Consider the following 24,328-nt stretch of genomic DNA (forward strand, 5'->3'; position numbering starts at 1 on the left):
CCCAATATTGCGCCAAGTCAACTCTAGCCAGTGGCGTTATCCCATCATGGGCGCTCAGGGAGGGGAAAATCATGCGCACGATTGCCAGTCTTCCGAAAAAGGAGTATAAATAATCCATAAACGGAGGACATATGCATCCCACCTACGCCTACCCCAAGAGCCGCTTCGAACCCACGGTACTGGTCGACCTGAACGCCAAGGCCGAGCGCGAGCGCCTCTCCAAGTCCGCCCTGAAAGGCTTTTTCCGGCTGGCGGCCGCCTGGAACCTGCGCGACGACGACGCCCGCGAACTGCTGGGCGGGCTGTCCTCCAGCGCCTACTACGAGTGGAAAAAGAACCCGGAACGGGTGCTGGAGGTGGACCGCATCACGCGCATATCCTACCTGCTGGGCATCTACAAGGCCTTGCACATCCTGTACGGCGACAAGCTGGCCGACGAGTGGGTGAGCCTGCCCAACACCAACCAGATCTTCGGCGGCCGCGCGCCGCTGGCCCACATGCTGGCGGGCGGCCTGCTGGCCATGCAAACCACGCGCCAGTTGCTCGACGCCCGCCGCGGAGGCCTGTAAGTGGCGGTCAGCCTGATACCCCGCCTCACGCCGCCCCTGACCACGCTGCGCCAGTTCGACACCTGCCGCCTGCTGCCCTCGCGCTTCGCGGAAATGGAAGACTCGGTGCTGGCGCCGCTGGCCGAAAGCGACGACCACCTGCACGACCTGTTCGACCTCGATAACGCCACCAACGCGCGCCTGGTGGCGCAGCATGGCGGCGCGCCCGGCATCAGCATGGACGAACTGGTGTTCGGCGTGCCCAACTTTCGCATCATCAACGCCGCCTATACCTACGCCCGCCCGGAAGGCAGCCGATTCAACGACGGCCTGCGCGGCGCCTGGTACTGCGCCTTCGAGGTGGAAACGGCGCTGGCCGAAGTGTGCTTCCACAAGACGGTGGAATACATGGAGATCAACCGCTTCGACGACGCCGTCAACTACCAGACCATGCTGGCGGACTTCACCTCCACTTTCCACGACCTGCGCGCCCAGCCCCGCTACGAAAACTGCCTGGACCCGGCCAGCTACATCGAATCGCAGCAACTGGCGGCCCGCCTGCTCGATGGCGGTTCGATGGGCGTGATCTATCCCAGCGCGCGGCGGCAGCAAGGCACCAACCTGGCCTGCTTCCGCCCGGCCCTGGTGGGCAATGTGCGCAAGGGCGACGTGTACCGCCTGAGCTGGCACGGCACGCCCGAGCCCCGCATCGAACGGGTGACGCCAGCCACAGATAGTTGAGTACTCAACCTTCTTCGTGGGCCCGATATCGCCAACCGGCGGGCGATCGGTTAACATGCTGCCATTGACACTGCCATCGATGCTGCCGCAGAGGCATCTATTGAAGGCCGCCAGCCACTCTCCTTACCGAACAAGCGTATGCAAACCAAACCAGAAAACGACACCGACCTGCGCCTCAAAGTGAACCGTGAAACCGCGCGCCTGCCCTGGACCGAGCTGCTCAAGCACTTCGCCGCCGGGAACGTGGTGTGGGTGGCCAATTCCCTGGACCTGGTGGACGTGGCCGTGCGCATCTCGCACGACGACAAGGCCAACATCAGCCAGTGGATGAACGCCGGCCTGGTGGCCAAGGTGTCGGACCAGCAGGCCCAGAGCTGGCTGGAATCGGACGCCGAACTGTGGGCCGTGGTGGTCAGCCCATTCATCCTCGTGCAGCAGGAAAAAGCCAGCCCACAAAGCGTGCACTAAGCGCCCGCCCATGAGCAACGCACCTGCGGCGACGGACGACATCCAGAATGGCGCCGCCAGTTCCGGCGACATCGCCAACCATATCGCGGAAGCCATCGCGGCGCGCAAGCTGCCGCCGGGGACCAAGCTGCGCGAGGAAGCGCTGTGCCGGCTGTATTCCGTCAGCCGCACCAAGATCCGCGCCGCGCTGTTGAGCCTGTCCAAGGACAAGCTGATCCAGATCGTGCCCGACAAGGGCGCCTTCGTCAGCCAGCCCAGCGAGCAGGAATCGCGCGACATCTTCGCCGCCCGCCGCCTGATCGAAGGCGCGCTGGCCCGCGAATTCGTGGCCAAGGCCAAGCCGGCCGACTACCGCAAGCTGGAACAACACCTGAAGGCCGAACGCAAGGCGCTGGCCGGCGACCAGAGTTCCAAGCAGCGCTCGCAGCTGCTGGGTGACTTCCACGTATTGCTGGCCGACGTGGTGGGCAATCATGTACTGAAAGAGATCCTGCGCGAACTGGTGGCCCGCAGCACCCTGATCACCATGCTGTATCAGTCCGACCGGGACGCCGTCTGCTCTTCCGACGAACATGCCACCTTCCTGGAAGCGGCCAAGGCCGGCGACGCCGAACGGGCTGCCAGCCTGATGCTGCACCACCTGAGCCATGTTGAAGCGGCGTTGCGCTTCGACGGCAGCGCCGCCGAAGCGCGCCGCGATCTGGTGACGGCCCTCCTGATGTAACCCCAAAATCGGGGACGGACTCCGGTTTCGAAATTTGGGACGTAACACAATTGGGAAATGTGGAAAATGTGTTACGTCCCAATTTGTTTTCAGGCGCCGGTGGCCAGCGCCAGCTCGCGCGCCAACTGGTTGTGGCGCTCGATCACGACCGGCAAATCGATGGTACCCAACACACCGTCGCGCACCACCACCTTGCCGTTGATGATGCTGTACGAGACATTGGACGGCGTGCAGAACACCAGCGCCGCCACCGGATCGTGCAGTGCGCCGGCGAAGCCGATCTGGTCCAGCTTGAACATCACGATATCGGCCGCCATGCCCGGCTTGAGCGCGCCGATATCGTCGCGGTTCAGCACTTTTGCGCCGCCCAGCGTGGCCACTTCCAGCGCCTGGCGCGCCGTCATCGCGTCCGGCCCGTAACCCACCCGCTGCAGCAGCATGGCCTGGCGCACTTCGCCCAGCATGTGGCCGGAGTCATTTGAAGCGCAACCATCCACGCCCAATCCCACGGACACGCCCTGGTCCAGCATCTTGCGGATCGGCGCGATGCCGGACGCCAGTCGCATGTTCGAGCACGGACAGTGGGCGATGCCGGTGCCGGTGCGGCCGAACATGTAGATGCCTTCGTCATCGAGCTGCACGCAGTGCGCGTGCCACACGTCATGTCCCACCCAGCCGCAATCCTCGGCGTATTCGGCCGGCGTCATATTGAATTTCTCGCGGCTGTAGGCGATGTCGTTGGCGTTTTCCGCCAAATGGGTGTGCAACGACACCCCATAATTACGCGCCATGGCCGACGCTTCCTTCATCAGGTCGCGCGACACCGAGAACGGTGAGCATGGCGCCACCACGATGCGTTCCATCGCGTAGCGGCCGGCGTCGTGGAAGGTTTCGATCAGGCGCTGGGTATCTTTCAGGATCGCGCCCTCCTCCTCCACCACGCGGTCCGGCGGCAAACCGCCCTTGGACTGGCCCACGCTCATCGACCCGCGCGCCGCATGGAAGCGCATGCCGATCTTGCGTGCCGCTTCGATACTGTCATCAAGCCGGCAGTCGTTGGGGTAGATATACAGGTGGTCGCTGCTGGTGGTGCACCCGGACAGGATCAGTTCCGACATGGCCGTCAATGTGGATACGTGCACCATATCGGCCGTCAGATTGGCCCAGATCGGATACAGGTTGGTCAGCCAGTTGAACAATTCGCCGTTCTGCGCGGCCGGGATCACGCGTGTCAGGCTTTGGTACATGTGGTGGTGGGTGTTGATCAAGCCCGGCATCACCACATGGTTGGCGGCGTCGATCACTTCGTCGGCTTGCCGCGGCAAATCGGCGGTGGGGCCGACCTGCACGATCACATTGTCGCGGATGTAGACGCCGCCACCGTCGATCTCGCGCCGTTCATCATCCATGGTCACCACTACGCGGGCGTTCTTGATCAAGAGAGTCTTAGTCATTTTATTGTCGAAATAAGAAGAATGAAAAAAACACTGCGGAAACAGCGCACGCGCACTGCGGAAACAATGTGAATGGCCAAAGCCGGCGATCGCTCACCGGCTTTGGAAATACTGCGGAACGCTAGTTTACGCTGCTTCGCGCTCCTGCGTTAAAAAAGCTTGCGGTACTTCCTCCTCGTCGTCCTCGTCCAGCTCAATCGGACGTTCGGGCAGCACCAGGTTCAGCGCCACAGCCACCAGCGCACCCACGGTGATGCCGGAGCCGAAGACTTCCTTGACGAAGGCCGGCAGCTTGGACAGCAGTTCCGGCCGCACCGTCACAGCCAGGCCGCAACCAATGGCCACCGCCATGATGATGCCATTCCGCTTGGTGTGCTCCACGTGGCTCAGCAACTGTACGCCGGCCGAAATGATCATGGCGAACATCATCAAGCCCGCGCCACCCAGCACCGGCTGGGGAATGGTGACGACGATCGCGCCCAGCACCGGGAACAGGCCGGCCAGGAACAGCATCACCCCCGTCAACGCCACCACATGGCGGCTGGCCACGCCCGTCAGCGACACCACACCCACGTTCTGCGCGAAGGTGGACACGGGAGGGCTGGACAGCAGCGCCGCGAAGGCGGAACCGACGCCGTCGCACAGGATGCCGCGCGCCAGCGTCTTGCCGCGCATTTTGGTGTTGGTGGCCGCGCCCAGCGCCATGAAGGTGCCGGTGGTTTCCACCATCGTCACCAGGAACGCGACCGCCATGGCCACGATGCCGGCCACCGGGAACGTCATCCCGTAGTGCAGCGGCTGCGGCAGCGCGAACACTTGCGCATTGCTCACCTGGGTGAAATCGATCATGCCCAGCGATACGCACAGCAGGTAGCCCACGAACATGCCGATCACCACGGCAGCGGCCGACACGATGCCTTTACCAAACTGCACCAGCATGATCACGGTGATCAGCACGAAGGCGGCGATGCCCAGATTGAGCGGCGCCCCATACACGGCGCCCGGTGCGTGGCCACCGGCGGCCCAGTCCACCGCCACCGGCACCAGCGACAGGCCGATCATGGTCACCACCACACCCGTCACGGCGTGCGGGAACAATTTGCGGATCTGGGGCATGAAGCAGCTCCCCACGATCATCACGGCCGAGCCGGCCAGCGAGGAACCGAGGATGCCGGGCACGCCGTGTTCCAGGCCCACGCTGATGGCCGCGCCCACGAAGGCGAAGCTGGTGCCCATCACGCACGGCAGGCGGATGCCGATCGGGCCCACGCCCTTGCACTGGATGAGGGTGACGATGCCGGAGCCGAGCAGCGCGGCGTTGATCAGGGTGATGATCTGGTCAGCCGGCAGCTTGAGCGCGGCGCCCACCACCAGCGGTACTGCGATGATGCCGCCCAGCGCAGCCAGCATGTGCTGAGCGGCCAGCAGGAATGTCGTCAATACAGGCGGCCGATCTTCGACCTGAAACAGCAAGTGATTCATGAACTTTGTCTCCATCTATTTTATGTAGGGCGTGACTGACTACCGACTGCACGCGCGGCATGCCCGTGGCCGCGCGCTATTCAATTCAGTGGTGCTGGTGAGACGCCGCGGCAAGGGCCGCGATAGACGGGATCGGGTGGCGATCGACGTTGTCAGGTGCGCGCCGGGATCTGGGCCGCCCTGTTGTCGACGATATTGCGCTCGCGTGGATTCATTGTCAACAGTTTTTGTATACAATTTATGCGCATAAAACAACGCCGCCTAACGGTGCGAGACGGCGGCGGAACGGTGGCAACACGGTCGCAATACGGTGGCAAAACGGTTACGAAACCGTTGCAGAACGGGTGCGAAACAGGTGCGAAACGGGATAACGACTTCGGGACGAGATTATTGCGCGGGCTGGCCGCCCACCTGGAACTGGCGCCGGTATTCGCGCGGCGTCTGCCCCTGCCAGCGCCCGAACGCGCGGCTGAAATTGGCCTGGTCGCTGAAGCCGGTGCGCTCGGCAATGTCGCTCATCGGCAGGGCCGACTGGCGCAGATACCAGCACGCCAGCTCATTGCGCACCTCGTCCAGCAATTGCCCGTAGCTCAGGTCTTCCGACTCCAGCCGCCGCACCAGCGTGCGCGGCGACAGCGCCAGCCGGTCCGCGATATCGGCCAGCGTGGGCCAGGCCGGCTGCCCCTGGTGCATCAGGTGGCGCACGCGCGCACCGATGCTGCCGGCCAGGCGGATCAACTCCTCATCGCCGGCCTTGCACATGCGCGCGTGCAGGTCGGCGTCGGCCGTTTGCGACGGTTCGTCCGCGATGGAGATGGGGAAGCGGATGGCCGGTACCTTGCCGCCGTATTCCACCTGCCACGCGGTGGCGGGCGCCTTGTCCTGGCCGGCGGGTGCTTCCCACGGCAGCACCACGACAGCCTGGCGCAGCGCCGTTTCATCCGCGATCGCACGGAAAATGTTGAAGGTGGCATGCACCGTCGCCCCCTGCATGAAGCGGGTGTACTGGTGCAGCGGCACACGGGGGTGCAGCTCCAGCGTGGCGTAACCGCCCGCGCGCTGGCATCGGTATTGGAACAGGTGGTCGCGGATGCGGGCATACCGCACGAAGGTTTCCATCGCCGCCCACAAACTGGGGCTGGACATGGCCGCCATCCCCTTCAGGCCGTGCGCGGCGGCCGGAATGGCCATGCCCAGTTCGAGGCCGAAATCGGGCTGCACGGCAGCATGCACCGCGTCCAGCAGGGGCAACACGTCCAGGAACGGCAGCAGCCTGCTCTGGCTCGGCTGCGGCCACGGCAAGACCAGCCCGCGCGCCTGCAGGAATTTGGCGAGAATCTGCACATAGGCCGAATGAATGCACGGCTCGAACCACGCGGACGGCAGCGCGCTGCCGGGCGGCTGCGCGACCGGCGCGGATTGCACGGAATGCGTCGCCTGGGGCGCTGGCGAAGTGACAGGTGGAGGGGCTGGGCGGCTCATTGTGGCATTTTAAGACAAATTAATGGCGCGTTCAACACTGGTGTGGCTTGTCCATGTGCCCCACAATGATTCACTCACGGAGACACGTGCCACACAACCACAACAACTGGATAGCACACCATGCCACATAACACCGCCCTGCCCGACCATATCGATCCCGACGCCTACCCATCCGTCACCGCCATGCTGGAGGAAGCGATGGCGCGCTACGCCGGCCAGCCCGCCTTCACCTGCCTGGGCCAGACCCTGAGCTACGCCGACATCGAGCGCCAGTCACGCGATTTCGCCGCCTACCTGCAGCGCACGCTGGGCGTGAAGAAAGGCGACCGTATCGCCGTCATGTCGCCCAACCTGCTGGCCTTCGCCATCGCCTTCCTGGGCATCGCCCGCGCCGGCGCCGTGCAGGTCAACGTCAACCCCATGTACACGCCGCGCGAACTGGAACACCAGTTGAACGACGCCGGCGTCGAGATCATCGTCGCCTACAGCGGCATCTCGGCCACGGTGGCCGAGGTGCTGCCGAAGACCCGGCTCAAGACCGTCATCATCGCCACGCCGGGCGACGGCGCGGCCGTCAACCTGCCCAGCCCACCCGTCGATGCGCGCCTCACGTCCACCGTCATGCTGGCCGACGCGCTGCAAATGGGCGCCAGCCTGCCGTTCGAACCGGTCGTGCTGACGGGCGCCGACCTGCTGTTCCTGCAATACACGGGCGGCACCACCGGCCTGTCCAAGGGCGCGGCCCTGTCGCACCGCAACGTGGTCGCCAACATCCAGCAGTTCAAGGCCATTGCGACCGGCTGCGTGGTGCCTGGCGATGAAACCATCGTCACGGCGCTGCCGCTGTACCACATCTTCGCGCTGACGGTGAACCTCCTCAGCTTCTTCACAGTGGGCGCGCACAACTGGCTGGTGCCCAATCCGCGCGACATGGACGGCTTCATCGACGTGTTGAAAGCGGCCCGCCCCACTGCCTTCACCGGCGTCAATACCCTGTACGCCGGCATGGTGGCGCACCCGCGCATCGGGGAAGTGGACTTCTCCCGCCTGCGTTTTGCCGCTGGCGGCGGCGCCGCCGTGATCGAAGCCACCTCCGCGCGCTGGATGGCCCTCACCGGCCATTTCATCCGCGAAGGCTACGGCCTGTCGGAAACCAGCCCCATCGTCACCTTCACGCCGGGTGATATCACGTCCTTCACCGGCACCACAGGCCTGCCGTTACCGGACACCCACATCAAGCTGCTGGACGATAACGGCGCTGAAGTGGCGCCCGGCGCGTCCGGCGAAGTATGCGTCAAGGGTCCGCAAGTGATGCGCGGCTACTGGCGCCAGCCGGAAGCCAACGCCGCCGCCTTCACGGCCGACGGCTACTTCCGCACCGGCGACGTGGGCCAGTTCGACGAACGCGGTTTCCTGAAGATCGTGGACCGGAAAAAAGACATGATCATCGTGTCGGGCTTTAATGTGTTCCCCAACGAGATCGAGGCCGTGGCGTCTTCCTGCCCTGGCCTGCAGGAATGCGCGTGCGTGGGCGTGCCGGACGAAAAAACCGGCGAAGCCGTCAAGCTGTACGTGGTACGCGCACCGCAAGCGCAACTGACCGAAGCCGAGCTGGCCGAGTTCTGCCGCAAGGAACTCACCGCCTACAAGGTGCCCCGCCAGATCGCCTTCGTCGACGCGCTGCCCAAGTCCGCCGTTGGCAAGATCCTGCGCCGTGAACTGCGCAGCCACGCTTGAATCCGCACTTGAACCCGCCCTCAGGAAGGATCACACCAATGAACGCACCCACCGCCCACCTGGACCAGCTCCAGATCCCGGCCGACTTCCAGTCCTGCTTCGAGCGTCAGCGCGCGGCCTATCACGCCCACCCGGAGCCAACCTATGCTGAACGCAAGCGCGACCTGCAGCAACTGGCGCGCATGCTCAAGGAAAACCGTGAAGACCTGGTCGCCGCCATCAACCGCGACTACGGCAACCGCTCCGAATTCGAAACCCTGTTCGCCGAGTTCTTCGTCGTGCTGGAAACGATCAAGGATTCCATCAAGGACCTGAAGGGCTGGATGCGCCCCCAGCGCCGCAAGATCGACATGATGGTGCACCCGTTGGCCACCAACCGGGTGATTCCGCAGCCGCTGGGCGTGGTGGGCGTGATCGTGCCATGGAACTTCCCGCTCAACCTGACCTTCTGCCCGCTGGCCTCCATTTTCGCCGCCGGCAACCGCGCCATGGTCAAGATGTCGGAGAACTCGCAGCACCTGGCCGAACTGCTGATCCGCATCAGCCCCAACTACTTCCCCGAGGATAAGCTCAAGTTCTTCGAGGACGGCAATGGCCGCGGCCCGGCCTTCTCCTCGATCCCGTTCGACCACCTGCTGTTCACCGGTTCCGGCGCCACCGGCCGCGCCGTGATGGCCAACGCGGCCCGCAACCTCACGCCCGTCACGCTGGAACTGGGCGGCAAGTCGCCCGCCATCGTCGGGCCAGACTACTCCGTCAAGACGGCGGCCGAACGTATCCTGTGGGTTAAGCTGTTCAACGCGGGCCAGATCTGCACGACCATCGACTACGTGTTCATTCCCGAAGCGGCGGTGGAGGAATTCGTCGGCCACTGCAAGCGCCTGTTCGCAGAGCGCTATCCCGACATCAACGGCCCCGACTTCACCTCCATCATCGACCAGCGCTCGTATGAACGCCTGACCAACACGCTGGAGGACGCACGTGCCAAGGGCGCGCGCCTGGTCAACCTGGCCGGCGACCAGAAGCCCGATCCCGCGCTGCGCAAGTTCGCACCGCACATCGTGCTTAACCCAACACCGGACATGCTGCTGTCGCAGCGCGAAATCTTCGGCCCCATCATGCCGGTGCGTACCTACCGCGACGCGCGTGAAGTGGCCGACTACATCAACCGCCGCGACCGTCCGCTGGCCATCTACCCGTACACCAACGACAAGGCGCTGGCGCAGTTCTACATCACCCACGTGATGTCGGGTGGCGTGTCGGTCAACGAAGCGCTGCTGCACGTGGCCCAGCACGACCTGCCGTTCGGCGGCGTGGGCCCCAGCGGCATGGGCCACTACCACTCGCGCGAAGGCTTCAACACCTTCTCCAAGTTGCGGCCCGTGTTCTACCAGGGTCCGGTGTCGGCGATCCAGATGCTGTTCCAGCCGCCTTACACGGGGCGCGCCATGAAGCTGCTGAACCTGCTGATCAAGCTCAAGACCTGATCATGGCATGGCGCCCGGCTCCCACGCGGGCCGGGCGATGGCGCTCCACACCACGTGCGTCAGCAGTTCCGCCAGTTGCTGGCGGCGCTCCGGCGTATCCTCGTCGCGCAGCATCTGGGCGCAGCAGCGCTCCGTGGCCCAGCTCAGGATGTCGGCCACTTCCGGCCGCACGTCGGGATGGGCGCCGCCGGCCGCCTCCAGCTTGACGATGATGCGGCGGAAGTCATGCACCACCTCGTCCACGAAGCTGCGGTAAATCTCGGCCACGCCGGGATCGTAGGCCGACAGCTCCACCGTGGCCCGCATGGCGGCCCGGTGGCGGTACTGGATATCGACCGCATCCTCCATGAACGACAAGAACTCGGCGCGGCCGAACTGGTCCAGGTTGGCCAGCTTGGCCTTGGCCGCATGGCGCACCTCGCGCGCCACCTGGGCCATCAGGTGGCGCACGATCTCGCCCTTGTTGCGAAAGTGCAGATAGAACGTGGCGCGCGCGATGCCCGCCTCCTTGGCCAACTGCTCGATCGACAGCGTGGTGAAGCTCTCGCCCTTGTTCAGCAGGCGCTCGCAGGCGCTGATCACGCTGGCGATGGTGGCGGAAGGCTTGTCGGCGCCATCGTTGCGCGGACGGAGGGTGACGGATCGCATCGGGTTGTTCTTTCTCGGATTGCATTGAGGCCGCGGCAGCATGCTTCGTTATGTGCTTCGTTCAGTGGCCAGGACAGGCGCCATTGTAGCGCCCCGGCCCCGTCCATCGTGGCGGCAGGTGCCCATGCGCCCATTACGCCACAATATTGGACAAGATGTCTAGACCTTATCACCATCTTCGGCTAGCATGGTAATTTGTCAACAACAGCACAAGGAAGCACCATGCAAGGCTTTACCCCCGCCGACATCGCCGCGATCGAAGACGCCGCACGCCGCTTCGCCGCCAGCGAAGTGCGGCCCTACCTGGAGGACTGGGAGGAAGCCGGCGAGTTCCCGCGCGCCCTGTACGGCAAGCTGGCCGACCTGGGCTGGCTGGGCATGGGCTATCCAGAAGAACTGGGCGGCACGCCCGCGCCATGGGCGCTGCGCATCGCCCTGTCGGTCACACTTTCGCGCCACACGGGCAGCGGCGGCGTGATGGCCGGCGCCTTCAGCCACACCATCGGCCTGCCGCCCGTCCTCCACCACGGCAGCGCGGAACTGCGCCAGCGCGTGATTCCCGACGTGCTGGCCGGCCGCAAGGTCGCCGCGCTGGCCATCACGGAACCGGGCGGCGGCTCGGACGTGGCCGCGCTGCGCACCACTGCCCGGCGCGACGGCGACAGCTATGTGATCGACGGCGAAAAAGTGTTCACCACCTCCGGCATGCGGGCCGACTGGATCACGGTGGCGGTGCGCACGGGCGAGGAGCGCGGCGCCAGCGGCATCTCGCTGCTGGCCGTGCCGGGCGACGCGCCCGGCCTGTCGCGCGCGCGCCTGAAGAAAATGGGCTGGCTGTGCTCGGACACGGCCCACCTGCGCTTCGACAGCGTGCGGGTGCCGGCCGCCAACCTGATCGGGGAAGAAGGCAAAGGACTCAAGATCATCATGTCCAACTTCAACGGCGAGCGGATGGCATTGTCGGCCATGGCGCTGGGCATGGCCGAGTGCTGCTACGACGAAGCGCTGGCCTGGGCCCGCGAACGCAAGACCTTCGGTACGGCGCTGGTCAACCACCAGGTGGTGCGGCACAAGCTGGTGGACATGAAGATGCGCATCGAGTCCACGCGCGCCTGGCTCAACGCCGTGGCCGAGCGGGCCGACCGCCAGCAAACGGGGCCGGACTGGGTGGCCGACGTGTGCATGCTGAAGAACCACGCCACGCAAACCATGCAGTTCTGCGCCGACCAGGCCGTGCAAACGCTGGGCGGCATGGGCTTCATGCGGGGCATGGCCAGCGAGCGGATTTACCGCGAAGTGAAGGTCTGCACGATCGGCGGCGGCGCCGAGGAAATCATGAAGGAACTGGCGGCGCGCCAGCTGGGTATTTGATGGGGACGGCGCGCAAAATCATATCTAACTGTAAATTTAATATCATAAGTCAAGGTATTGACTCATAAGAAAGACAGATAATTTTTCCTGTACCGTAGACAGGAGAAACACACCCATGCACAAGGTCAGCAACTACCTCGCGCACGATCACAGCCGCTGCGACGGGCTGTACGCCGACGCCGTCGCCCACGTGGCGGCCCACGATTGGGACCAGGCGGCCATATCGTTCCTCGAATTCGCGGAAGCGATGCGGCGCCACGTGGAAATGGAGGAGCGCGTGGTCTACCCCGCGTTCGAGGAACTGCTGGCCAACACGGCCGCGCCCACCCAGTCGCTGCACGCCGAACACCATCTGCTGTGTGAAATCATGCACCGCATGGGCATGGCCATCCAGCGCCGCGACGTGATCGAATTTTCCGACCACGCAGACACCTTCCGCCTCATCACCGAACAGCACAACCTGAAAGAGGAAGGCATCCTGTTCCCCATGTTCGACAAGCTGCTACGGCCACGCTACGACGAACTGGTACACGCCATGGATGACCTGCGCGACGACCACGCCCGCCCCAACGATTGAAGTGAATGACGATCAGGCCAGCATCGCCTCGATGCGGTCCCAATCGCGCACCGTGATGCGGCGCTTGTTGACTTCGATGATGCCGTCCTGGCTCAAGTCGCGGAACACGCGCGACAGCGTCTCCGGCGTCAGACTCAAACGCGCCGCGATGGCGCCCTTGTTGGCCACCAGCGCGATCTCCGCGTTGGGCACGCGCTCCTGCACCTGCCGCATCAGATAATCGGCCACGCGCTGGTGGGCGCTGAGCGCGGTGCTGCCGATGTCGCGCACCAGGCCGCAGAACTGGCGGCCCAGGCAGGTCATCACCTCGCGCGCGAAGGCAGGATTTTCGTCCGCGATTTCAAAGATCACTTCGCGGTCGGTATGCAGCAGCATGGTGTCGGCCGTGGTCTTGACGCAGGTCTGGTGCGCCTGCCCCATCACCATCTCGCCCAGGCCAAAGCATTTGTTACCGCCCAGGATAGCCAGATTGCGCACCACGCCGTGCTTGCTGTGGATGCCGATATGGACCTGTCCATACACCACCCAATAGGTGCCCAGCGCCTGATCGCCCTGCTGGATCACCGCCGTATTGGCATTTGCCCGCACCACATGGGTGTGCAGGGCCACGCGCTCCACTTGCTGCGGCGTCAGCATGCGATACAGCGACGCGTTGGCAATAATACTCTTCACTTTCGCGCCATCGTTACGCATGATGCCCGCCTTCTTTGCCTGAAATCAAAGCGCCCATGGTAACGATGTGTTAGCAGAAATTTCTTGATGTGAATCAAACGGATTCAAATTGCCTCACCGGAAGGATACGGATTTGTCGGGCGGCCAATATTGTAAAGTCCTGTGGCGACAAATGGAAAATCATGAAACAATTGGCTCCACGATAACTCGACCGCGCAGACGGCATCCCCGGCGGACCGTGTTCCCACTCACACAGAGGCTGGCTTGATCTCCCATACTTTCATCGGCATCTCGGATTTCCCATGCGCCTTGCGCTTCTATTCCGCAGTCATGGAAGAACTTGGCCTGCAACTAAAATTCAGCGATGCGGCGCGTCCGTGGGCAGGCTGGATGAAACCAGACCAGGCGCGCCCCCTGTTCCTGATCGGCGCGCCATTCAACGGCGAGCAGGCCACCACCGGCAATGGGAATATGGTGGCCCTGCTGGCGCCTTCGCGCGAGGCGGTCCGGCGCGCCCACGCCAGCGCGTTAAGCCATGGCGGCATTTGCGAAGGTCCGCCGGGACTGCGGCCACACTACCATCCGCATTACTACGGCGCCTATTTCCGCGACCCGGACGGCAACAAGCTTGGCGTCGTCTGCCACGACGCCGTAGCCGGCGAGGATCTCACGCCCCCAGCTCCCTGAGGAACTTGGCCCGGTCCTGCTCATTCGGCAACTGCGCGGCCAGCAGCCGGTGGAATTCCGCCGGATCGCCCGTCACCTTGGCAAAGCGTTTGACCAGCACCTTGGCGATCGGCCCCACGTAGGGCAGCAATTTCTGCTGGGCGTGTTCCATCACTTCGGGGCTCAGTTGCAGGGCCGTGCCGCCGCTGGCCACCTGGCTCAGTTGCGAAGGCGGCAGATCAGCGCCGCCGCGGCCCAGCGATGTGGTGCCGACCGTGCCCAACCCCATTTTGCGCTTGATGACCTGGACACTGGCCAGGAAGGCCGCTCTTCCCGGCTCCGTCGGGATGTGGGCCAGCAGGCGGCGGCACAACACATCCAGATCGGCCGCATCGTGCGCCTCCTTCTTGAGCAGCAGCTTGGCCATGGGGCCAATCTGCAGCGACAGCGCCAGTTGCAGTTCCGGCGCCACTTCCACCAGCCACTGCGGCGAGGACGCCGACAGCGAGGCCGTGTGGCCAACACTGGCACCCGCACCGCCAGCGGCACCACTTGCACTGGCGGCACCACTGGCGGCGCTGTGGTGCTGGCCGCCGGTGCCCGTGTGCGGCGGCGGCGCGGGGCGCGGTGCCGGCCGGCTGAACGCCAGCACCGTGCGCTCGTTGTCCTCCTCGCCGGGCGGTACACCGCCCGTATGCTGTAGATGAGCGTCGGTCAACGCCGTGAGGAAGCCGCGCGCCGTCTGGAAGCGGTCTTCCACCCGTTTGGCCAGCGCGCGGGCCAGCACGGCATCGAATGCGGGATGCAAGCCGGCGTGCCGTTCGCTGGGCGGGCTTGGCATGGTGTTGAGGATTTGATGCATCACCACCGACGCGGCGCCCGTGAAGGGCCGCGCCCCGGTCAGCATCTGGTACAGCAGGATGCCGGCGGCGAAAATATCGGACCGGCCATCCACCCGCTCGCCGCGAAACTGCTCGGGCGACATGTAGCTGGGGGTGCCGATCACGTCCCCCACCTGGGTCAGCGTGGACGATTCGATCTTGGCCACGCCGAAATCGGTGATCTTGACCTGGGCGGTGGGCGTGATCAGCAGGTTGGCCGGTTTGATATCGCGGTGCACCACGCCGCGCGCGTGGGCGTAGTCCAAGGCAGCCAGCAACTGCGACATACAGGCCACGCAGGCGCTTAAATCCATCGGCACCTCCGGCGTCAGGAAATCGTTGAGCGGCCGGCCATCCACGTATTCCATGGCGATATAGGTGACGCCGTCCGCCTCGCCATAATCGTAGACGGCCACGATATTCGGATGCACCAACCGGCCCGAGGCCTGCGCCTCGTTGCGAAAACGGGCCACCAGCTCGGCGCCTGAATGGCCGTCCAGCAGCTCGACGCGGATGGTCTTGAGCGCCACCACGCGCGCGATGTCGTCGTCGTAGGCCCGGTAAACCACGCCCATGGCGCCGCTACCGAGCTTGCCGTCGATACGATACTTGCCTATCTTTTCTGTCATCTGATTCCTGCTGGCTTATTCGTCGAGCATCTTCAAGGCGCTGGCCAGGCTGGTGCGCATGCGCGTGAACGACTGCGCCAGCGCGCTCAATTCATCGCCGCCCTTGACCTGGAATTCCTCGGCGTCGAACTTGCCCATGCTGACCTGGTCGGCCACCTGGGCCAAATGGGTGATGCGGCGCGTGACCAGCAAGTGCACCATCACGTTGAGCGCGATCAGCACCACCACGAACACGCCCAGCAGCGACAGCATGAAGGTGCGGAAGATGGCGTGGGCGCGTTGCAGCGGCACGGCCATCGGCACGGAAATGACCTGCGCGCCGACGATCTCGTTGAGCTGCCACGCGAAACCGTTGTTCGGGCCGTAGATATCGACCATGGTCTTGGGCGCGTTGGCCGCCGTGCTGTGGCAGGCCAGGCAGGCGCCATCCTTGATCTGCAACGGCCGCGCGATGTACAGGCTGCGGCCGGTGGCCGTCTCGCGCTCGCCCGAATATTCCGTCAAGTCCGGCGACTTGCGCAGCTTCTGCACAATGTCCACCTCCCAGTCGGTGGCCTTGTCGCGCAGGTTGGTCGGGTTCAGTGTCGCTTCCTTGTACGAGAAATCGGGATAGGCCTTGAGGATCACGTTCAGGTTCTCCACCGCCGAATAGGAAGGCACGGACTGCGGATGGAACTCGTACTTCATCTGGTTGGCCAGCAGCGGCTGGATCTGCTTGGCCGTATAGCCGCGCACACTCTTGGCCGCCTCCAGCAGCAAGCGGGCATTTTGCAGCGTCTCCTCGCGCGCGCTCTGCTTGAGCAGGCTGTCGGCGATGAAGCCGGCGGCCACGAAGCCGACGGCGAAGATGGTCACGAACACCAGATTGAACTTGCTTGCGATGGACAACTTCATGTGCACTCCTGCGAGGTTGGATGAAGGTTGCGGCGCCGGTGTTACGGCGTGGACGGATGTTTGACGACGGGATGGAGCACGGCTTGCCATTCGCTGCCATGGCCCAGCGCCTGGTCCAGCTGCTGGCGGAAATGGGGATCCTGCAAGCGCGCGCGGAAGCGGGCGACGAAGTGCTTGCGCACGGCCAGGTTGCAGCGCAACCAGCTCTCCACGTCGGCGAAATCGACGGCGCGCTGGCGTTGGGCGGCCGGTTTGACCGGCTTGGCCGGCTGCGGCGCGGGCGCCAGGCGGTCGCGGAACGGCGGTGGCATATCGCGCAGGAACTGTGGATCGGCACGCGGCAGCATCAGCAAGGGCTTGCCGGCGTCGGCCTGCACGTAGCTTTCGGACGCCACTTTTTGCATGGGGCCGGCCTTGCCGGGCGCGATGACGGGAGCGGCCAGTTGTTCGCCCGCGTCGGCGAACAGGGCGTCGCGCCCGGGGCGGCTGAACACAACGGCCGCGCCGCCGCCCACGCTGGCCTGCAGCGCCTCGGCCGCGACCGTGGCCCGGCCGGCGGCTGTCTGCACCTTGATCCAGCCTTGCAGCAGCGCCAGGTCGGCGGCGCCCTTCGGTGCCGCGCCCAAGGCTGACAGATAGAGCCGGGTTTGTGGACCAATGGCCACGATGGTGCCGCTGTCCAGTTCAATCTGGGCGCCGCTGGCGCCCGTTTCAACAATATCGTCCTGCTCCAGCGGCGTGCCGTTGACAGCCTGGTACACATCGGCCGCACGGATCACGCGCACCGGTTGCTCGGCAAAAGCCAGCCGGGCCGACGGCGCGGCCCAGGCAGCGCCGCCGCACGTGAGCAGCACGGCCAGCGCGGCCACGGTGGGAAAGATGGATGAGTGCTTCGCCATGACGGTGATGAGGTCCGGTCCCGTTGTCTCGCTATGAGAATAACATGGGATTTTGACATCGCCGCCCAAATTTTTGGTTCCCTTGTAAAGAACCGGGAGTCGATGCGCGAAGGGTACAGACCTCAACCCATCATTTTCGCTCCCCGCTACCGGGCACCGACATATGCCCTACCGCGTAACGCTGCTCCCCCGTCTGCGGCGCGGTGTCGATCACACTGCGCCACAGCGAGAATTGCACCAGCGACCAACTGCCCGGCTCGAAGCCCACCACCACCGCCAACGCCCCACTCTCGCGCAAGGCGTTGGCCTCGGCGTCCTCCTGCTCACGTAACGCCGCCAATGCGGTGTAGGGCGCGATCGGCTTGACGATGCGGCGCGCGTACCGGGCCTGCGATATCTCATCACCCAGCCAGTGGTGCCACACCGTCCAGGTCTTGATCGATGGCCAGCCAAACGCCTGGGCCACGCCGGCGAAGCCCGGCCCGTTAACGAAGGCATGCATGGCCTCGGGCTCCCGCCACAGGTAGAACGGCGCGTACAGGTTCTCGGCCGTCGCGCCACGGCTCCTGTCGGCACTGAGGTATGCCTTGAACGCCAAACCGGGAAAGTCGTCCAGCATGTGGCCCTTGCTGGCGATGCGCTCACGGATGATCTCCATGTCATAGTCGGCCGGCAGCACGAAGCTGTATTGCATTGCCATCATGGTTGCGCCTCCGCCATCGCGTTCTGCCAGGCGGCGCCGGGTGCATACAATTCGCCGCCGCCAAACGACCAGTCATCGGCCTGGGTGGTGGTGATGACAACCATCACGTCCTGCGTCCGCACGCCGGGCGACTCGGCCAGCAGTCCGACCAGCCGGCGGTAGAACGCTTGCTTGACGGCGGCGCTGCGGGCGCGGCCCGCTGTCACGTTGATCAGCATGTAGTCGTCCGAACGCGGGCCGCCCATGTAGTGGCGATCGAAGCTCATTTCATACGCTTCGTGCTGATGGATGACCTGGAAGCGGTCGTCCGCCGGCACGCCGAACGTATCCACCAGCGCCTGGTGCAGGCTGTCCGACACGGCCCGCAGATAGTCTGGCGATTTCCCCTTCAACAGCGATATGCGGCTCATGGGCATGATGTACTCCTTCAGTGAATGTGCTTCAACAGGTTGATGGCTGATGCCGCCGTAGGCCAGCCGGAATAGAACGCCAGATGGGTGATCAGCTCCACCAGTTCGTCGCGTGTGACGCCGTTTTCCAGCGCCCGCGCCAGGTGAAACGGCAACTGCTCGACGCGGTACATGGCCACCAGCGCCGCCACCGTCACTATGCTGCGGTCACGCAGCGACAGGCCGGGCCGCTGCCAGACGTCGTCGAACAGCACCTTGTCGGTCAGTTCGGCCAGCTTGGGAGCGATGGCGCCCATGCTCTGTTTTCCTGCGGTGGAACCGGTCGTCATGTGCATCGCTCCTGAAAATTGATTTGACAGGGATACAATACGCGACTAATTTGATTCAGAAAATCAGGAATATCTGAATTAACAATTCCAAAAATCAGGACGATCATGCGAAGAATCACCTTTGACCTCGACATCCTGCGCAGTTTCGTAACGGGTGTGGAGCTGGGCAGTTTTGCCAAGGCGGCCGACCGGCTGGGCCGCTCCACGTCGGCCGTGAGCGCCCAGCTCAAGAAACTGGAGGAGCAACTGGGCACGCCCGTGCTGCGCAAGGCGGGGCGCGGCATGGCGACAACGGCGGCCGGCGAATCGCTGCTCGGCTACGCGCGCCGGCTGTTGGAACTGAACGACGAGGCGGCAACGGCGGTGCGCGGTGTGGATCTGGCGGGCAGCATCCGGCTGGGCATGCAGGAAGATTTTGGCGAGCATATATTGACCGATGTGCTGGGCCGCTTCGCCCGCGCCCATCCCAAACTGCGGATCGAGGCGCGGGTGGCGCGCAATGCGGTGTTGGTGGAGCAGATCACGGCGGGCCAGCTGGATCTGGCGCTGGCCTGGAACGCGGGGGCCGCCCGTCCCCACGCGGAAGCGGTGGGCGAAACGGCCATGCGGTGGATCGGCGCGCAGGACTGCGATCCGGAATCGCTCATCGCAGGCACTGAGCCGGTGCCGCTGGTGTTGTTCGATGCACCCTGCCTGATGCGCACGGCGGCCACCAATGCGCTGGACCGGGCCGGCATCGCGTGGCGCGTGGCCTTCACCAGTCCCAGTCTGGGCGGCGTGTGGGCCGCCGTGGCTGCGGGACTGGGCGTGACCGTGCGTACGGAGGTCGGTTTGCCGCCGCGGTTGCAAACGCTCGACTCACCCGCCCTGCCTCCGTTGCCGAAAGTGGGGCTGGATCTGCTGTTCAGCGAATCAGATCCCAGCCCGGTGATCGGACGACTGCGCGATGTTGTGTTGGAAGCGGTCGCCCAGCACGCGCCGGATTGAACGCCAGCCGCTGCGGCGGCCAATTGTGTTACGTCCCCAATTTCGAAATGTGTTACGTCCCAAATTTCGAGGAATCGCTGCGCATCGTCATCAATTGCTGGCGCGCCTTGACCTGCTGGCCGACCTTGCAGGCCAGCGTGTCGACCACACCATCCGTCTGGGCAGTCACGGAAAACTCCATCTTCATCGCCTCCAGCACGGCCAGCGGCTGGCCTTTTGCGACGGCGCTGCCCGCCTCCACCAGCACGGAAATGATCTTGCCATCCATCGGAGCCTGCACGCGGCCATCGCTGGCGGCGCCGCTGCGGGCCGCCGGCGCCAAGGTCACGTCTTCATACGCCAGCGTCGCACCATGGCAACGCAGCCACAGGGTGGCGCCCGACCGCGCCACTTGCGCGCTCTGCAACACGCGCTCGTGGACAAATCGCACTGTCGTACCGTGGCTTTCCAGCTCCAGCTCCAGCTCCAACTCCAGCATTGCGCCACCATCCGGCGTTTGCACTTCATAACGCCCCCCGCCACATGGACGGACGCTGGTCTTCACCACGTTGTCGCCGCACTTGAGCCGCACCGGCACCACCGCGGCGGCCGAACTTTGCCACTCCATCAACTCGCGTTCCAGCATCTCGCCCTGGGCCAGCGCATCAGCATCCTGCCGGTAGAACAACAGCGCTGCCAGGGCGCGATGCACCGGGTCGCCCGCCAGCGCGGCAGCCAGTTGGTCAGCCGGGAAATGCTCAGCGATGAAATCAGTCGAGAACCGGCCCGACGCGAACGCCGGATGCGATACCACCTGCCGCAGGAAGTCCAGGTTATTCGCCACGCCCAGCATCACCGTCCCGTCCAGCATCTGCAACAACGTGCGGCGTGCCTGTTCGCGGTCGGCGCCGCTGGCGATCAGCTTGGCCTGCATGGAATCGTAGTTGGGCGCAATCACGCCGCCCTCGCGCAAGCCATGATCGACACGCATCCGCTCTCCGGCCGGCGGGCGCCACGCCAGCAGCGTCCCCGTTTGCGGCAGGAAGCCGCGCGCCGGATCTTCCGTGCACAGGCGCACCTCGATGGCCCAGCCCTTGCGCCGCGCCAGGATCGCATCCTGCGCCAAAGGCAAGGCTTCACCCTGCGCCACGCGCAACTGCCACTCGACCAGATCAAGGTCATACACGATCTCGGTGACGGGATGCTCGACCTGCAGCCGCGTATTCATCTCCAGGAAGTAGAACTGCCCATCCTCGGTCAGCATGAATTCCACCGTCCCCGCGCCCACGTAACGCACCGCGCGCGCGGCGGCGATGGCGGCGGCGCCCATGCGCATGCGCAGCACGTCGTCCACGGCCGGGCTGGGACATTCCTCCACCACCTTCTGATGCCGGCGCTGGACCGAGCAATCGCGTTCGCCGATGTGGACGATGTTGCCGTGCCGGTCGCCGAACACCTGGATCTCCACATGGCGCGCGTTGAGCACGGCCTTTTCGATCAGAAGCTGGCCATCGCCAAAGGCATTGGCCGCCTCGCTGCGCGCGGAGACGATGGCGGCGGCCAGTTGCGCCTCATCCTGCACCAGCCGCATGCCGCGCCCACCGCCGCCGGCCGCCGCCTTGACCATCACGGGCAGGCCGATTTTCAGCGCCTGCGCCGCCAGATGGGCGTCATCCTGCTCCTTGCCCTGGTAACCGGGCACGCAGGGCACACCCGCCTCCAGCATCAGCGCCTTGGCGTTGCACTTGTTGCCCATCGCGGAAATGGCTTCCGGGTCCGGGCCGATGAATACCAGACCCGCCGCCTGCACGGCGCGCGCGAACGCCGCGCTCTCGGACAGGAAGCCATAGCCGGGATGGATGGCGCCGCAGCCCGTATCGAGCGCCGCCTGCACCAGCTTTTCGATCACCAGATACGATTGCGCGGCCGGCGCCGGGCCTATCGCCACGGCTTCATCGGCCCGCGCGACATGCAATGCGTCTCGATCCGCTTCGGAATAGACGGCCACCGTCGCGTAGCCCAGCTTATTGCAGGCACGGATCACGCGCAGCGCGATCTCGCCGCGATTGGCGATCAGGACTTTATCGAACATCTGCTTCACCCGTTTCCACATTGCCGGCCACCGCCCATTGCGGTAAGCGCTTTTCCATGAACGCCTGCGTGCCCTCCGCCGCTTCCGGCCCGCACAGCGCGGCCGAGAACAGCGTGGCCGCCCGGTCCAGCACCTGCCCCAGCGGTTCGCCGCCCACGGCCAGCATGATCTGCTTGGTCACGGCGTTGGCGCCCGGGGCGCAGCGCATGATCTGGCCCAGTACCTGCGCCTCGCGGGCCGCCAGTGCCGCTTCGCCGTACTCAACGTAGTGGGCCAGCCCGAGCCGGTACGCCTCCGCGCCATCGAAGCGGCCGCCGCACACGCCCAGCCGGCGCGCCTGCGACAGGCCGATGCGCTGCACAACGAACGGCGCGATCTGTGCCGGGATCACACCCAGACTGGTTTCGGGCAGGCCAAAGTTGGCGTCATTGCGCACGATGGCCACGTCGGCCACGCAGGCCAGGCCGAAGCCACCGCCCAGCACCGCGCCTTCCGCGACGACGACAACGGCCTGCGGCACGCCGTTCACCAATTCCAGGAGCGCCCCGAACCGGCGGTTGAACGCGGCCACCGGGTCCGTCCCCGGCGCCGCGTCCTGCCGGCGCAGGAGGGCGAAATCCTTCGCATCGCCGCCCGCGCAGAAATTGCCGCCGGCGCCACGCAGCACCACGGCCCGCACTTCGGCGCACGCGGCGACGGCCTCAAAGGCGGCGATCAGTTCTTCCAGCAGTTCGCCATTCATGGCGTTGCGGGCTTCCGGACGGTTGATCGTCAGGTGCAGTACGGCCCCCGCGCGACGGGCCAGCAGCACGGAACTATCGGTATTTTGCATGGGATGTCCCTAGAATCGCGCCACGCCAAAACTGCTGGCCTGCGGCGTGCGCTGTTTCGCCTCGCGGCAGATGGAAAGCGTGTAGGCGAGCACCCGGCGCGTATCGCGCGGGTCGATCAGGCCGTCGTCATACAGCCGCGCCGTGCCGGTCAGGCTATGAGACTCGGCCTCGAACTGGCGCACCACGCCCATCTCCATCTTGGCCAATTGTGCTTCCTCCGCCTCCGAAACGGGCCGTCCTTCCTTCAGCCACTTCTCGCGGGTGACGATGGACAGCACCTTGGCCGCCTGCTCGCCGCCCATCACCGCCGTGCGCGCGTTGGGCCAGGCGAAGATGAAATCGGGGTCGAAGCCGCGCCCGGACATGCCGTAATTGCCGGCGCCGAACGAGGCGCCGATCACCACCGTGATGCGCGGCACGCGGATATTGGCCACCGCCTGGATCATCTTCGAGCCGTGCTTGACGATGCCGCCCTGCTCGCTCTCGCTGCCGACCATGAAGCCGGTGGTATTCATCAGGAACACCAGCGGAATGGCCGCCTGGTCGCACAACTGCATGAACTGCCCGGCCTTGGCCGCGCCATGGGCAGTGATGGGGCCGTTGTTGCCGACGATGCCCACCGCCATGCCATGAATGGTGGCGCGTCCGCAAACGGTGTGGGCGTCGTATTCGTCCTTGAAATCGAGGAAATCGCTGCCGTCCACCAGCCGCGCGATCACTTCGCGGCAATCGTAAGGTTTGCGGTAATCGACTGGGACCAGCCCGCACAGTTCCTCGGCGTCGTACAAGGGCTTACGCACTTCCGCCGCCGGTGCGGCTGGCCGGTCCTTGTTCCAGTCCAGGCTGCGCACGATGTCGCGTGCGATGCGGATCGCGTCCGCGTCGTCCTCGGCCAGGAATTCGCTGGTGCCGGCCACCTGGCAGTGCATCTCGGCGCCGCCCAGGTCTTCATCCTTCGCCACTTCGCCGGTGGCCGCCAGCAGCAGCGGCGGCCCGGCCAGGAACACCTTGGCGCGCTTGCGCACCATGACCACGTAGTCGGACAGGCCAGGTATGTAGGCGCCGCCGGCCGTGCTGGATCCATGCACCACCGTGATCTGGGGGATGCCGGCCGCCGACAAACGGGCCTGGTTGGCGAAAATCCGCCCGCCATCCGTGAAGATTTCGGCCTGGTACAGCAGGTTGGCGCCGCCCGATTCGATCATCGAGATCAGCGGCAGCTTCTGGGCCAGCGCGATCTCCTGCATGCGCAGCGTCTTGCGCATGCCCCACGGCGTGACGGTGCCGCCCTTGATGGCGCTATTGGAGGCGTTCAGCATCACCCGCGCCCCGCCCACGTAGCCGATGCCGCAGATGGTATTGCCGCCCGCCAGCGAGCCGTCCTTGTCGTCGTGCTGGCGCAAGCCGGCCAGCGAGGCGATTTCCAGGAACGGCGAACCGCGGTCGAGCATCAGGTTGATGCGCTCGCGCGGGGTGAGCTGGCCACGCTGGTGGAACTGCGGCTGGCGCGCGGCTTCGGTGGCGCGCACCATGTCCTCGGCCGCGCGCACTTCGGCCAGCGCCGCCAGCATGTCCTCGCGCTGGCGCGCGTAGCTGTCCGATTGCGGGTCGAGCTGCGATTCGATGATGGCCATA

The 24,328-nt window shown here is 65.1% G+C and carries 24 protein-coding genes; 10 read left to right on the forward strand and 14 right to left on the reverse strand.

Features of this window, described 5'->3' with window-relative positions:
• The first annotated feature begins 131 nt into the window (after window positions 1-131).
• The 4 genes from H3H39_RS12355 to H3H39_RS12370 all read left to right on the forward strand — a co-directional run bounded on the left by H3H39_RS12355 (window position 132) and on the right by H3H39_RS12370 (window position 2,481).
• A complete protein-coding gene (locus H3H39_RS12355) occupies window positions 132-569 on the forward strand; it encodes an antitoxin Xre-like helix-turn-helix domain-containing protein (RefSeq protein ID WP_182153676.1) in 438 nt (145 codons plus the stop codon).
• Complete coding sequence (locus H3H39_RS12360) at window positions 570-1,289, forward strand: RES family NAD+ phosphorylase (protein ID WP_311196904.1); 720 nt, start codon at window positions 570-572, stop codon at window positions 1,287-1,289. It begins immediately after the preceding gene.
• A 138-nt stretch (window positions 1,290-1,427) separates the two neighbouring features.
• The gene (locus H3H39_RS12365; RefSeq protein WP_182153677.1) at window positions 1,428-1,757 is read left to right on the forward strand and encodes a DUF2288 domain-containing protein; all 330 of its coding nucleotides are present in this window, start codon (window positions 1,428-1,430) and stop codon (window positions 1,755-1,757) included.
• Between the two features lie 10 nt (window positions 1,758-1,767).
• Entirely contained in the window at window positions 1,768-2,481 is a 714-nt protein-coding gene (locus tag H3H39_RS12370; protein ID WP_182153678.1) for a GntR family transcriptional regulator, read from the forward strand.
• An 89-nt stretch (window positions 2,482-2,570) separates the two neighbouring features.
• Here the strand turns inward: H3H39_RS12370 and H3H39_RS12375 are convergent, their stop codons facing one another.
• From H3H39_RS12375 to H3H39_RS12385, 3 genes are all read right to left on the reverse strand, one after another.
• Window positions 2,571-3,935 (reverse strand): 8-oxoguanine deaminase, encoded by a 1,365-nt coding sequence (locus H3H39_RS12375; protein ID WP_182153679.1) that lies wholly within the window; start codon window positions 3,933-3,935, stop codon window positions 2,571-2,573.
• A gap of 126 nt (window positions 3,936-4,061) precedes the next feature.
• Complete coding sequence (locus tag H3H39_RS12380) at window positions 4,062-5,417, reverse strand: nucleobase:cation symporter-2 family protein (protein WP_182153680.1); 1,356 nt, start codon at window positions 5,415-5,417, stop codon at window positions 4,062-4,064.
• A gap of 387 nt (window positions 5,418-5,804) precedes the next feature.
• Window positions 5,805-6,842 carry a helix-turn-helix transcriptional regulator gene (locus tag H3H39_RS12385; protein ID WP_182153681.1) on the reverse strand — a complete coding sequence of 346 codons (1,038 nt, stop codon included), beginning with the start codon at window positions 6,840-6,842 and terminating at the stop codon, window positions 5,805-5,807.
• Window positions 6,843-7,019: 177 nt separating this feature from the next.
• Here H3H39_RS12385 and H3H39_RS12390 point away from each other — a divergent pair, with 177 nt between their 5' ends.
• Together H3H39_RS12390 and H3H39_RS12395 are read left to right on the forward strand one after the other, a co-directional pair.
• A complete protein-coding gene (locus tag H3H39_RS12390; RefSeq protein ID WP_182153682.1) occupies window positions 7,020-8,636 on the forward strand; it encodes an AMP-binding protein in 1,617 nt (538 codons plus the stop codon).
• Window positions 8,637-8,674: 38 nt separating this feature from the next.
• Complete coding sequence (locus H3H39_RS12395; protein ID WP_182153683.1) at window positions 8,675-10,123, forward strand: coniferyl aldehyde dehydrogenase; 1,449 nt, start codon at window positions 8,675-8,677, stop codon at window positions 10,121-10,123.
• Here H3H39_RS12395 and H3H39_RS12400 read toward each other — a convergent pair whose 3' ends face one another.
• A complete protein-coding gene (locus H3H39_RS12400) occupies window positions 10,124-10,771 on the reverse strand; it encodes a TetR/AcrR family transcriptional regulator (RefSeq protein WP_182153684.1) in 648 nt (215 codons plus the stop codon). It abuts the gene before it with no gap.
• 222 nt (window positions 10,772-10,993) lie between these two features.
• On the opposite strand from H3H39_RS12400, the gene H3H39_RS12405 reads away from it, so the two are divergent.
• Window positions 10,994-12,142 (forward strand): acyl-CoA dehydrogenase family protein, encoded by a 1,149-nt coding sequence (locus tag H3H39_RS12405; protein WP_182153685.1) that lies wholly within the window; start codon window positions 10,994-10,996, stop codon window positions 12,140-12,142.
• Window positions 12,143-12,257: 115 nt separating this feature from the next.
• Entirely contained in the window at window positions 12,258-12,719 is a 462-nt protein-coding gene (locus H3H39_RS12410; protein ID WP_182153686.1) for a hemerythrin domain-containing protein, read from the forward strand.
• Window positions 12,720-12,731: 12 nt separating this feature from the next.
• On the opposite strand, the gene H3H39_RS12415 is transcribed toward H3H39_RS12410, so the two are convergent.
• On the reverse strand, window positions 12,732-13,391 hold the full coding sequence (locus tag H3H39_RS12415; RefSeq protein ID WP_182153687.1) for a Crp/Fnr family transcriptional regulator: 660 nt from the start codon (window positions 13,389-13,391) through the stop codon (window positions 12,732-12,734).
• A gap of 264 nt (window positions 13,392-13,655) precedes the next feature.
• Here H3H39_RS12415 and H3H39_RS12420 point away from each other — a divergent pair, with 264 nt between their 5' ends.
• Window positions 13,656-14,078 (forward strand): VOC family protein, encoded by a 423-nt coding sequence (locus H3H39_RS12420; protein ID WP_182153688.1) that lies wholly within the window; start codon window positions 13,656-13,658, stop codon window positions 14,076-14,078.
• Here the strand turns inward: H3H39_RS12420 and H3H39_RS12425 are convergent.
• From H3H39_RS12425 to H3H39_RS12450, 6 genes are all read right to left on the reverse strand, one after another.
• Entirely contained in the window at window positions 14,059-15,567 is a 1,509-nt protein-coding gene (locus H3H39_RS12425; RefSeq protein WP_182153689.1) for a serine/threonine-protein kinase, read from the reverse strand. The two genes, H3H39_RS12420 and H3H39_RS12425, sit on opposite strands and share 20 nt — an antisense overlap.
• Window positions 15,568-15,582: 15 nt before the next feature.
• The gene (locus tag H3H39_RS12430; protein ID WP_182153690.1) at window positions 15,583-16,461 is read right to left on the reverse strand and encodes a c-type heme family protein; all 879 of its coding nucleotides are present in this window, start codon (window positions 16,459-16,461) and stop codon (window positions 15,583-15,585) included.
• 41 nt (window positions 16,462-16,502) lie between these two features.
• Window positions 16,503-17,360, reverse strand: coding sequence for a FecR family protein (locus H3H39_RS12435; RefSeq protein ID WP_182153691.1), 858 nt, complete (start codon window positions 17,358-17,360; stop codon window positions 16,503-16,505).
• Between the two features lie 130 nt (window positions 17,361-17,490).
• The gene (locus H3H39_RS12440) at window positions 17,491-18,063 is read right to left on the reverse strand and encodes a DUF4865 family protein (RefSeq protein ID WP_182153692.1); all 573 of its coding nucleotides are present in this window, start codon (window positions 18,061-18,063) and stop codon (window positions 17,491-17,493) included.
• Window positions 18,060-18,473, reverse strand: a complete 414-nt coding sequence (locus tag H3H39_RS12445; RefSeq protein ID WP_311196905.1) for a tautomerase family protein — start codon at window positions 18,471-18,473, stop codon at window positions 18,060-18,062. The genes H3H39_RS12440 and H3H39_RS12445 overlap by 4 nt, the downstream gene beginning before the upstream one ends.
• 17 nt (window positions 18,474-18,490) lie before the next feature.
• Window positions 18,491-18,802, reverse strand: a complete 312-nt coding sequence (locus H3H39_RS12450; protein ID WP_182153694.1) for a carboxymuconolactone decarboxylase family protein — start codon at window positions 18,800-18,802, stop codon at window positions 18,491-18,493.
• A 105-nt stretch (window positions 18,803-18,907) separates the two neighbouring features.
• Between H3H39_RS12450 and H3H39_RS12455 the strand changes: the two genes are divergently transcribed.
• Complete coding sequence (locus H3H39_RS12455) at window positions 18,908-19,789, forward strand: LysR substrate-binding domain-containing protein (protein WP_182153695.1); 882 nt, start codon at window positions 18,908-18,910, stop codon at window positions 19,787-19,789.
• Between the two features lie 52 nt (window positions 19,790-19,841).
• Here the strand turns inward: H3H39_RS12455 and H3H39_RS12460 are convergent, their stop codons facing one another.
• Genes H3H39_RS12460 through H3H39_RS12470 form a run of 3 tightly spaced genes read right to left on the reverse strand, consistent with a single transcriptional unit; the run spans window position 19,842 to window position 24,327 of the window.
• Window positions 19,842-21,860, reverse strand: a complete 2,019-nt coding sequence (locus H3H39_RS12460) for an acetyl/propionyl/methylcrotonyl-CoA carboxylase subunit alpha (protein WP_220461523.1) — start codon at window positions 21,858-21,860, stop codon at window positions 19,842-19,844.
• A complete protein-coding gene (locus tag H3H39_RS12465) occupies window positions 21,850-22,692 on the reverse strand; it encodes an enoyl-CoA hydratase/isomerase family protein (RefSeq protein WP_182153697.1) in 843 nt (280 codons plus the stop codon). The genes H3H39_RS12460 and H3H39_RS12465 overlap by 11 nt, the downstream gene beginning before the upstream one ends.
• Window positions 22,693-22,701: 9 nt before the next feature.
• Window positions 22,702-24,327 (reverse strand): acyl-CoA carboxylase subunit beta, encoded by a 1,626-nt coding sequence (locus H3H39_RS12470; RefSeq protein ID WP_182153698.1) that lies wholly within the window; start codon window positions 24,325-24,327, stop codon window positions 22,702-22,704.
• Window position 24,328: the final 1 nt, after the last annotated feature.

This window comes from Rugamonas apoptosis (assembly GCF_014042355.1).
Classification (GTDB): Bacteria; Pseudomonadota; Gammaproteobacteria; order Burkholderiales; family Burkholderiaceae_D; genus Rugamonas; species Rugamonas apoptosis.

Excerpts from the sequence above, each read along its gene's own strand:
- H3H39_RS12440 (WP_182153692.1), bottom strand. The coding sequence starts at position 18,063 with ATGATGGCAATGCAATACAGCTTCGTGCTGCCGGCCGACTATGACATG.
- H3H39_RS12450 (WP_182153694.1), bottom strand. The coding sequence starts at position 18,802 with ATGACGACCGGTTCCACCGCAGGAAAACAGAGCATGGGCGCCATCGCT.
- H3H39_RS12430 (WP_182153690.1), bottom strand. The coding sequence starts at position 16,461 with ATGAAGTTGTCCATCGCAAGCAAGTTCAATCTGGTGTTCGTGACCATC.
- H3H39_RS12400 (WP_182153684.1), bottom strand. The coding sequence starts at position 10,771 with ATGCGATCCGTCACCCTCCGTCCGCGCAACGATGGCGCCGACAAGCCT.
- H3H39_RS12455 (WP_182153695.1), top strand. The coding sequence starts at position 18,908 with ATGCGAAGAATCACCTTTGACCTCGACATCCTGCGCAGTTTCGTAACG.
- H3H39_RS12390 (WP_182153682.1), top strand. The coding sequence starts at position 7,020 with ATGCCACATAACACCGCCCTGCCCGACCATATCGATCCCGACGCCTAC.
- H3H39_RS12355 (WP_182153676.1), top strand. The coding sequence starts at position 132 with ATGCATCCCACCTACGCCTACCCCAAGAGCCGCTTCGAACCCACGGTA.
- H3H39_RS12375 (WP_182153679.1), bottom strand. The coding sequence starts at position 3,935 with ATGACTAAGACTCTCTTGATCAAGAACGCCCGCGTAGTGGTGACCATG.
- H3H39_RS12365 (WP_182153677.1), top strand. The coding sequence starts at position 1,428 with ATGCAAACCAAACCAGAAAACGACACCGACCTGCGCCTCAAAGTGAAC.
- H3H39_RS12465 (WP_182153697.1), bottom strand. The coding sequence starts at position 22,692 with ATGCAAAATACCGATAGTTCCGTGCTGCTGGCCCGTCGCGCGGGGGCC.
- H3H39_RS12410 (WP_182153686.1), top strand. The coding sequence starts at position 12,258 with ATGCACAAGGTCAGCAACTACCTCGCGCACGATCACAGCCGCTGCGAC.
- H3H39_RS12460 (WP_220461523.1), bottom strand. The coding sequence starts at position 21,860 with ATGTTCGATAAAGTCCTGATCGCCAATCGCGGCGAGATCGCGCTGCGC.
- H3H39_RS12370 (WP_182153678.1), top strand. The coding sequence starts at position 1,768 with ATGAGCAACGCACCTGCGGCGACGGACGACATCCAGAATGGCGCCGCC.
- H3H39_RS12435 (WP_182153691.1), bottom strand. The coding sequence starts at position 17,360 with ATGGCGAAGCACTCATCCATCTTTCCCACCGTGGCCGCGCTGGCCGTG.
- H3H39_RS12445 (WP_311196905.1), bottom strand. The coding sequence starts at position 18,473 with ATGAGCCGCATATCGCTGTTGAAGGGGAAATCGCCAGACTATCTGCGG.
- H3H39_RS12425 (WP_182153689.1), bottom strand. The coding sequence starts at position 15,567 with ATGACAGAAAAGATAGGCAAGTATCGTATCGACGGCAAGCTCGGTAGC.
- H3H39_RS12395 (WP_182153683.1), top strand. The coding sequence starts at position 8,675 with ATGAACGCACCCACCGCCCACCTGGACCAGCTCCAGATCCCGGCCGAC.
- H3H39_RS12405 (WP_182153685.1), top strand. The coding sequence starts at position 10,994 with ATGCAAGGCTTTACCCCCGCCGACATCGCCGCGATCGAAGACGCCGCA.
- H3H39_RS12470 (WP_182153698.1), bottom strand. The coding sequence starts at position 24,327 with ATGGCCATCATCGAATCGCAGCTCGACCCGCAATCGGACAGCTACGCG.
- H3H39_RS12380 (WP_182153680.1), bottom strand. The coding sequence starts at position 5,417 with ATGAATCACTTGCTGTTTCAGGTCGAAGATCGGCCGCCTGTATTGACG.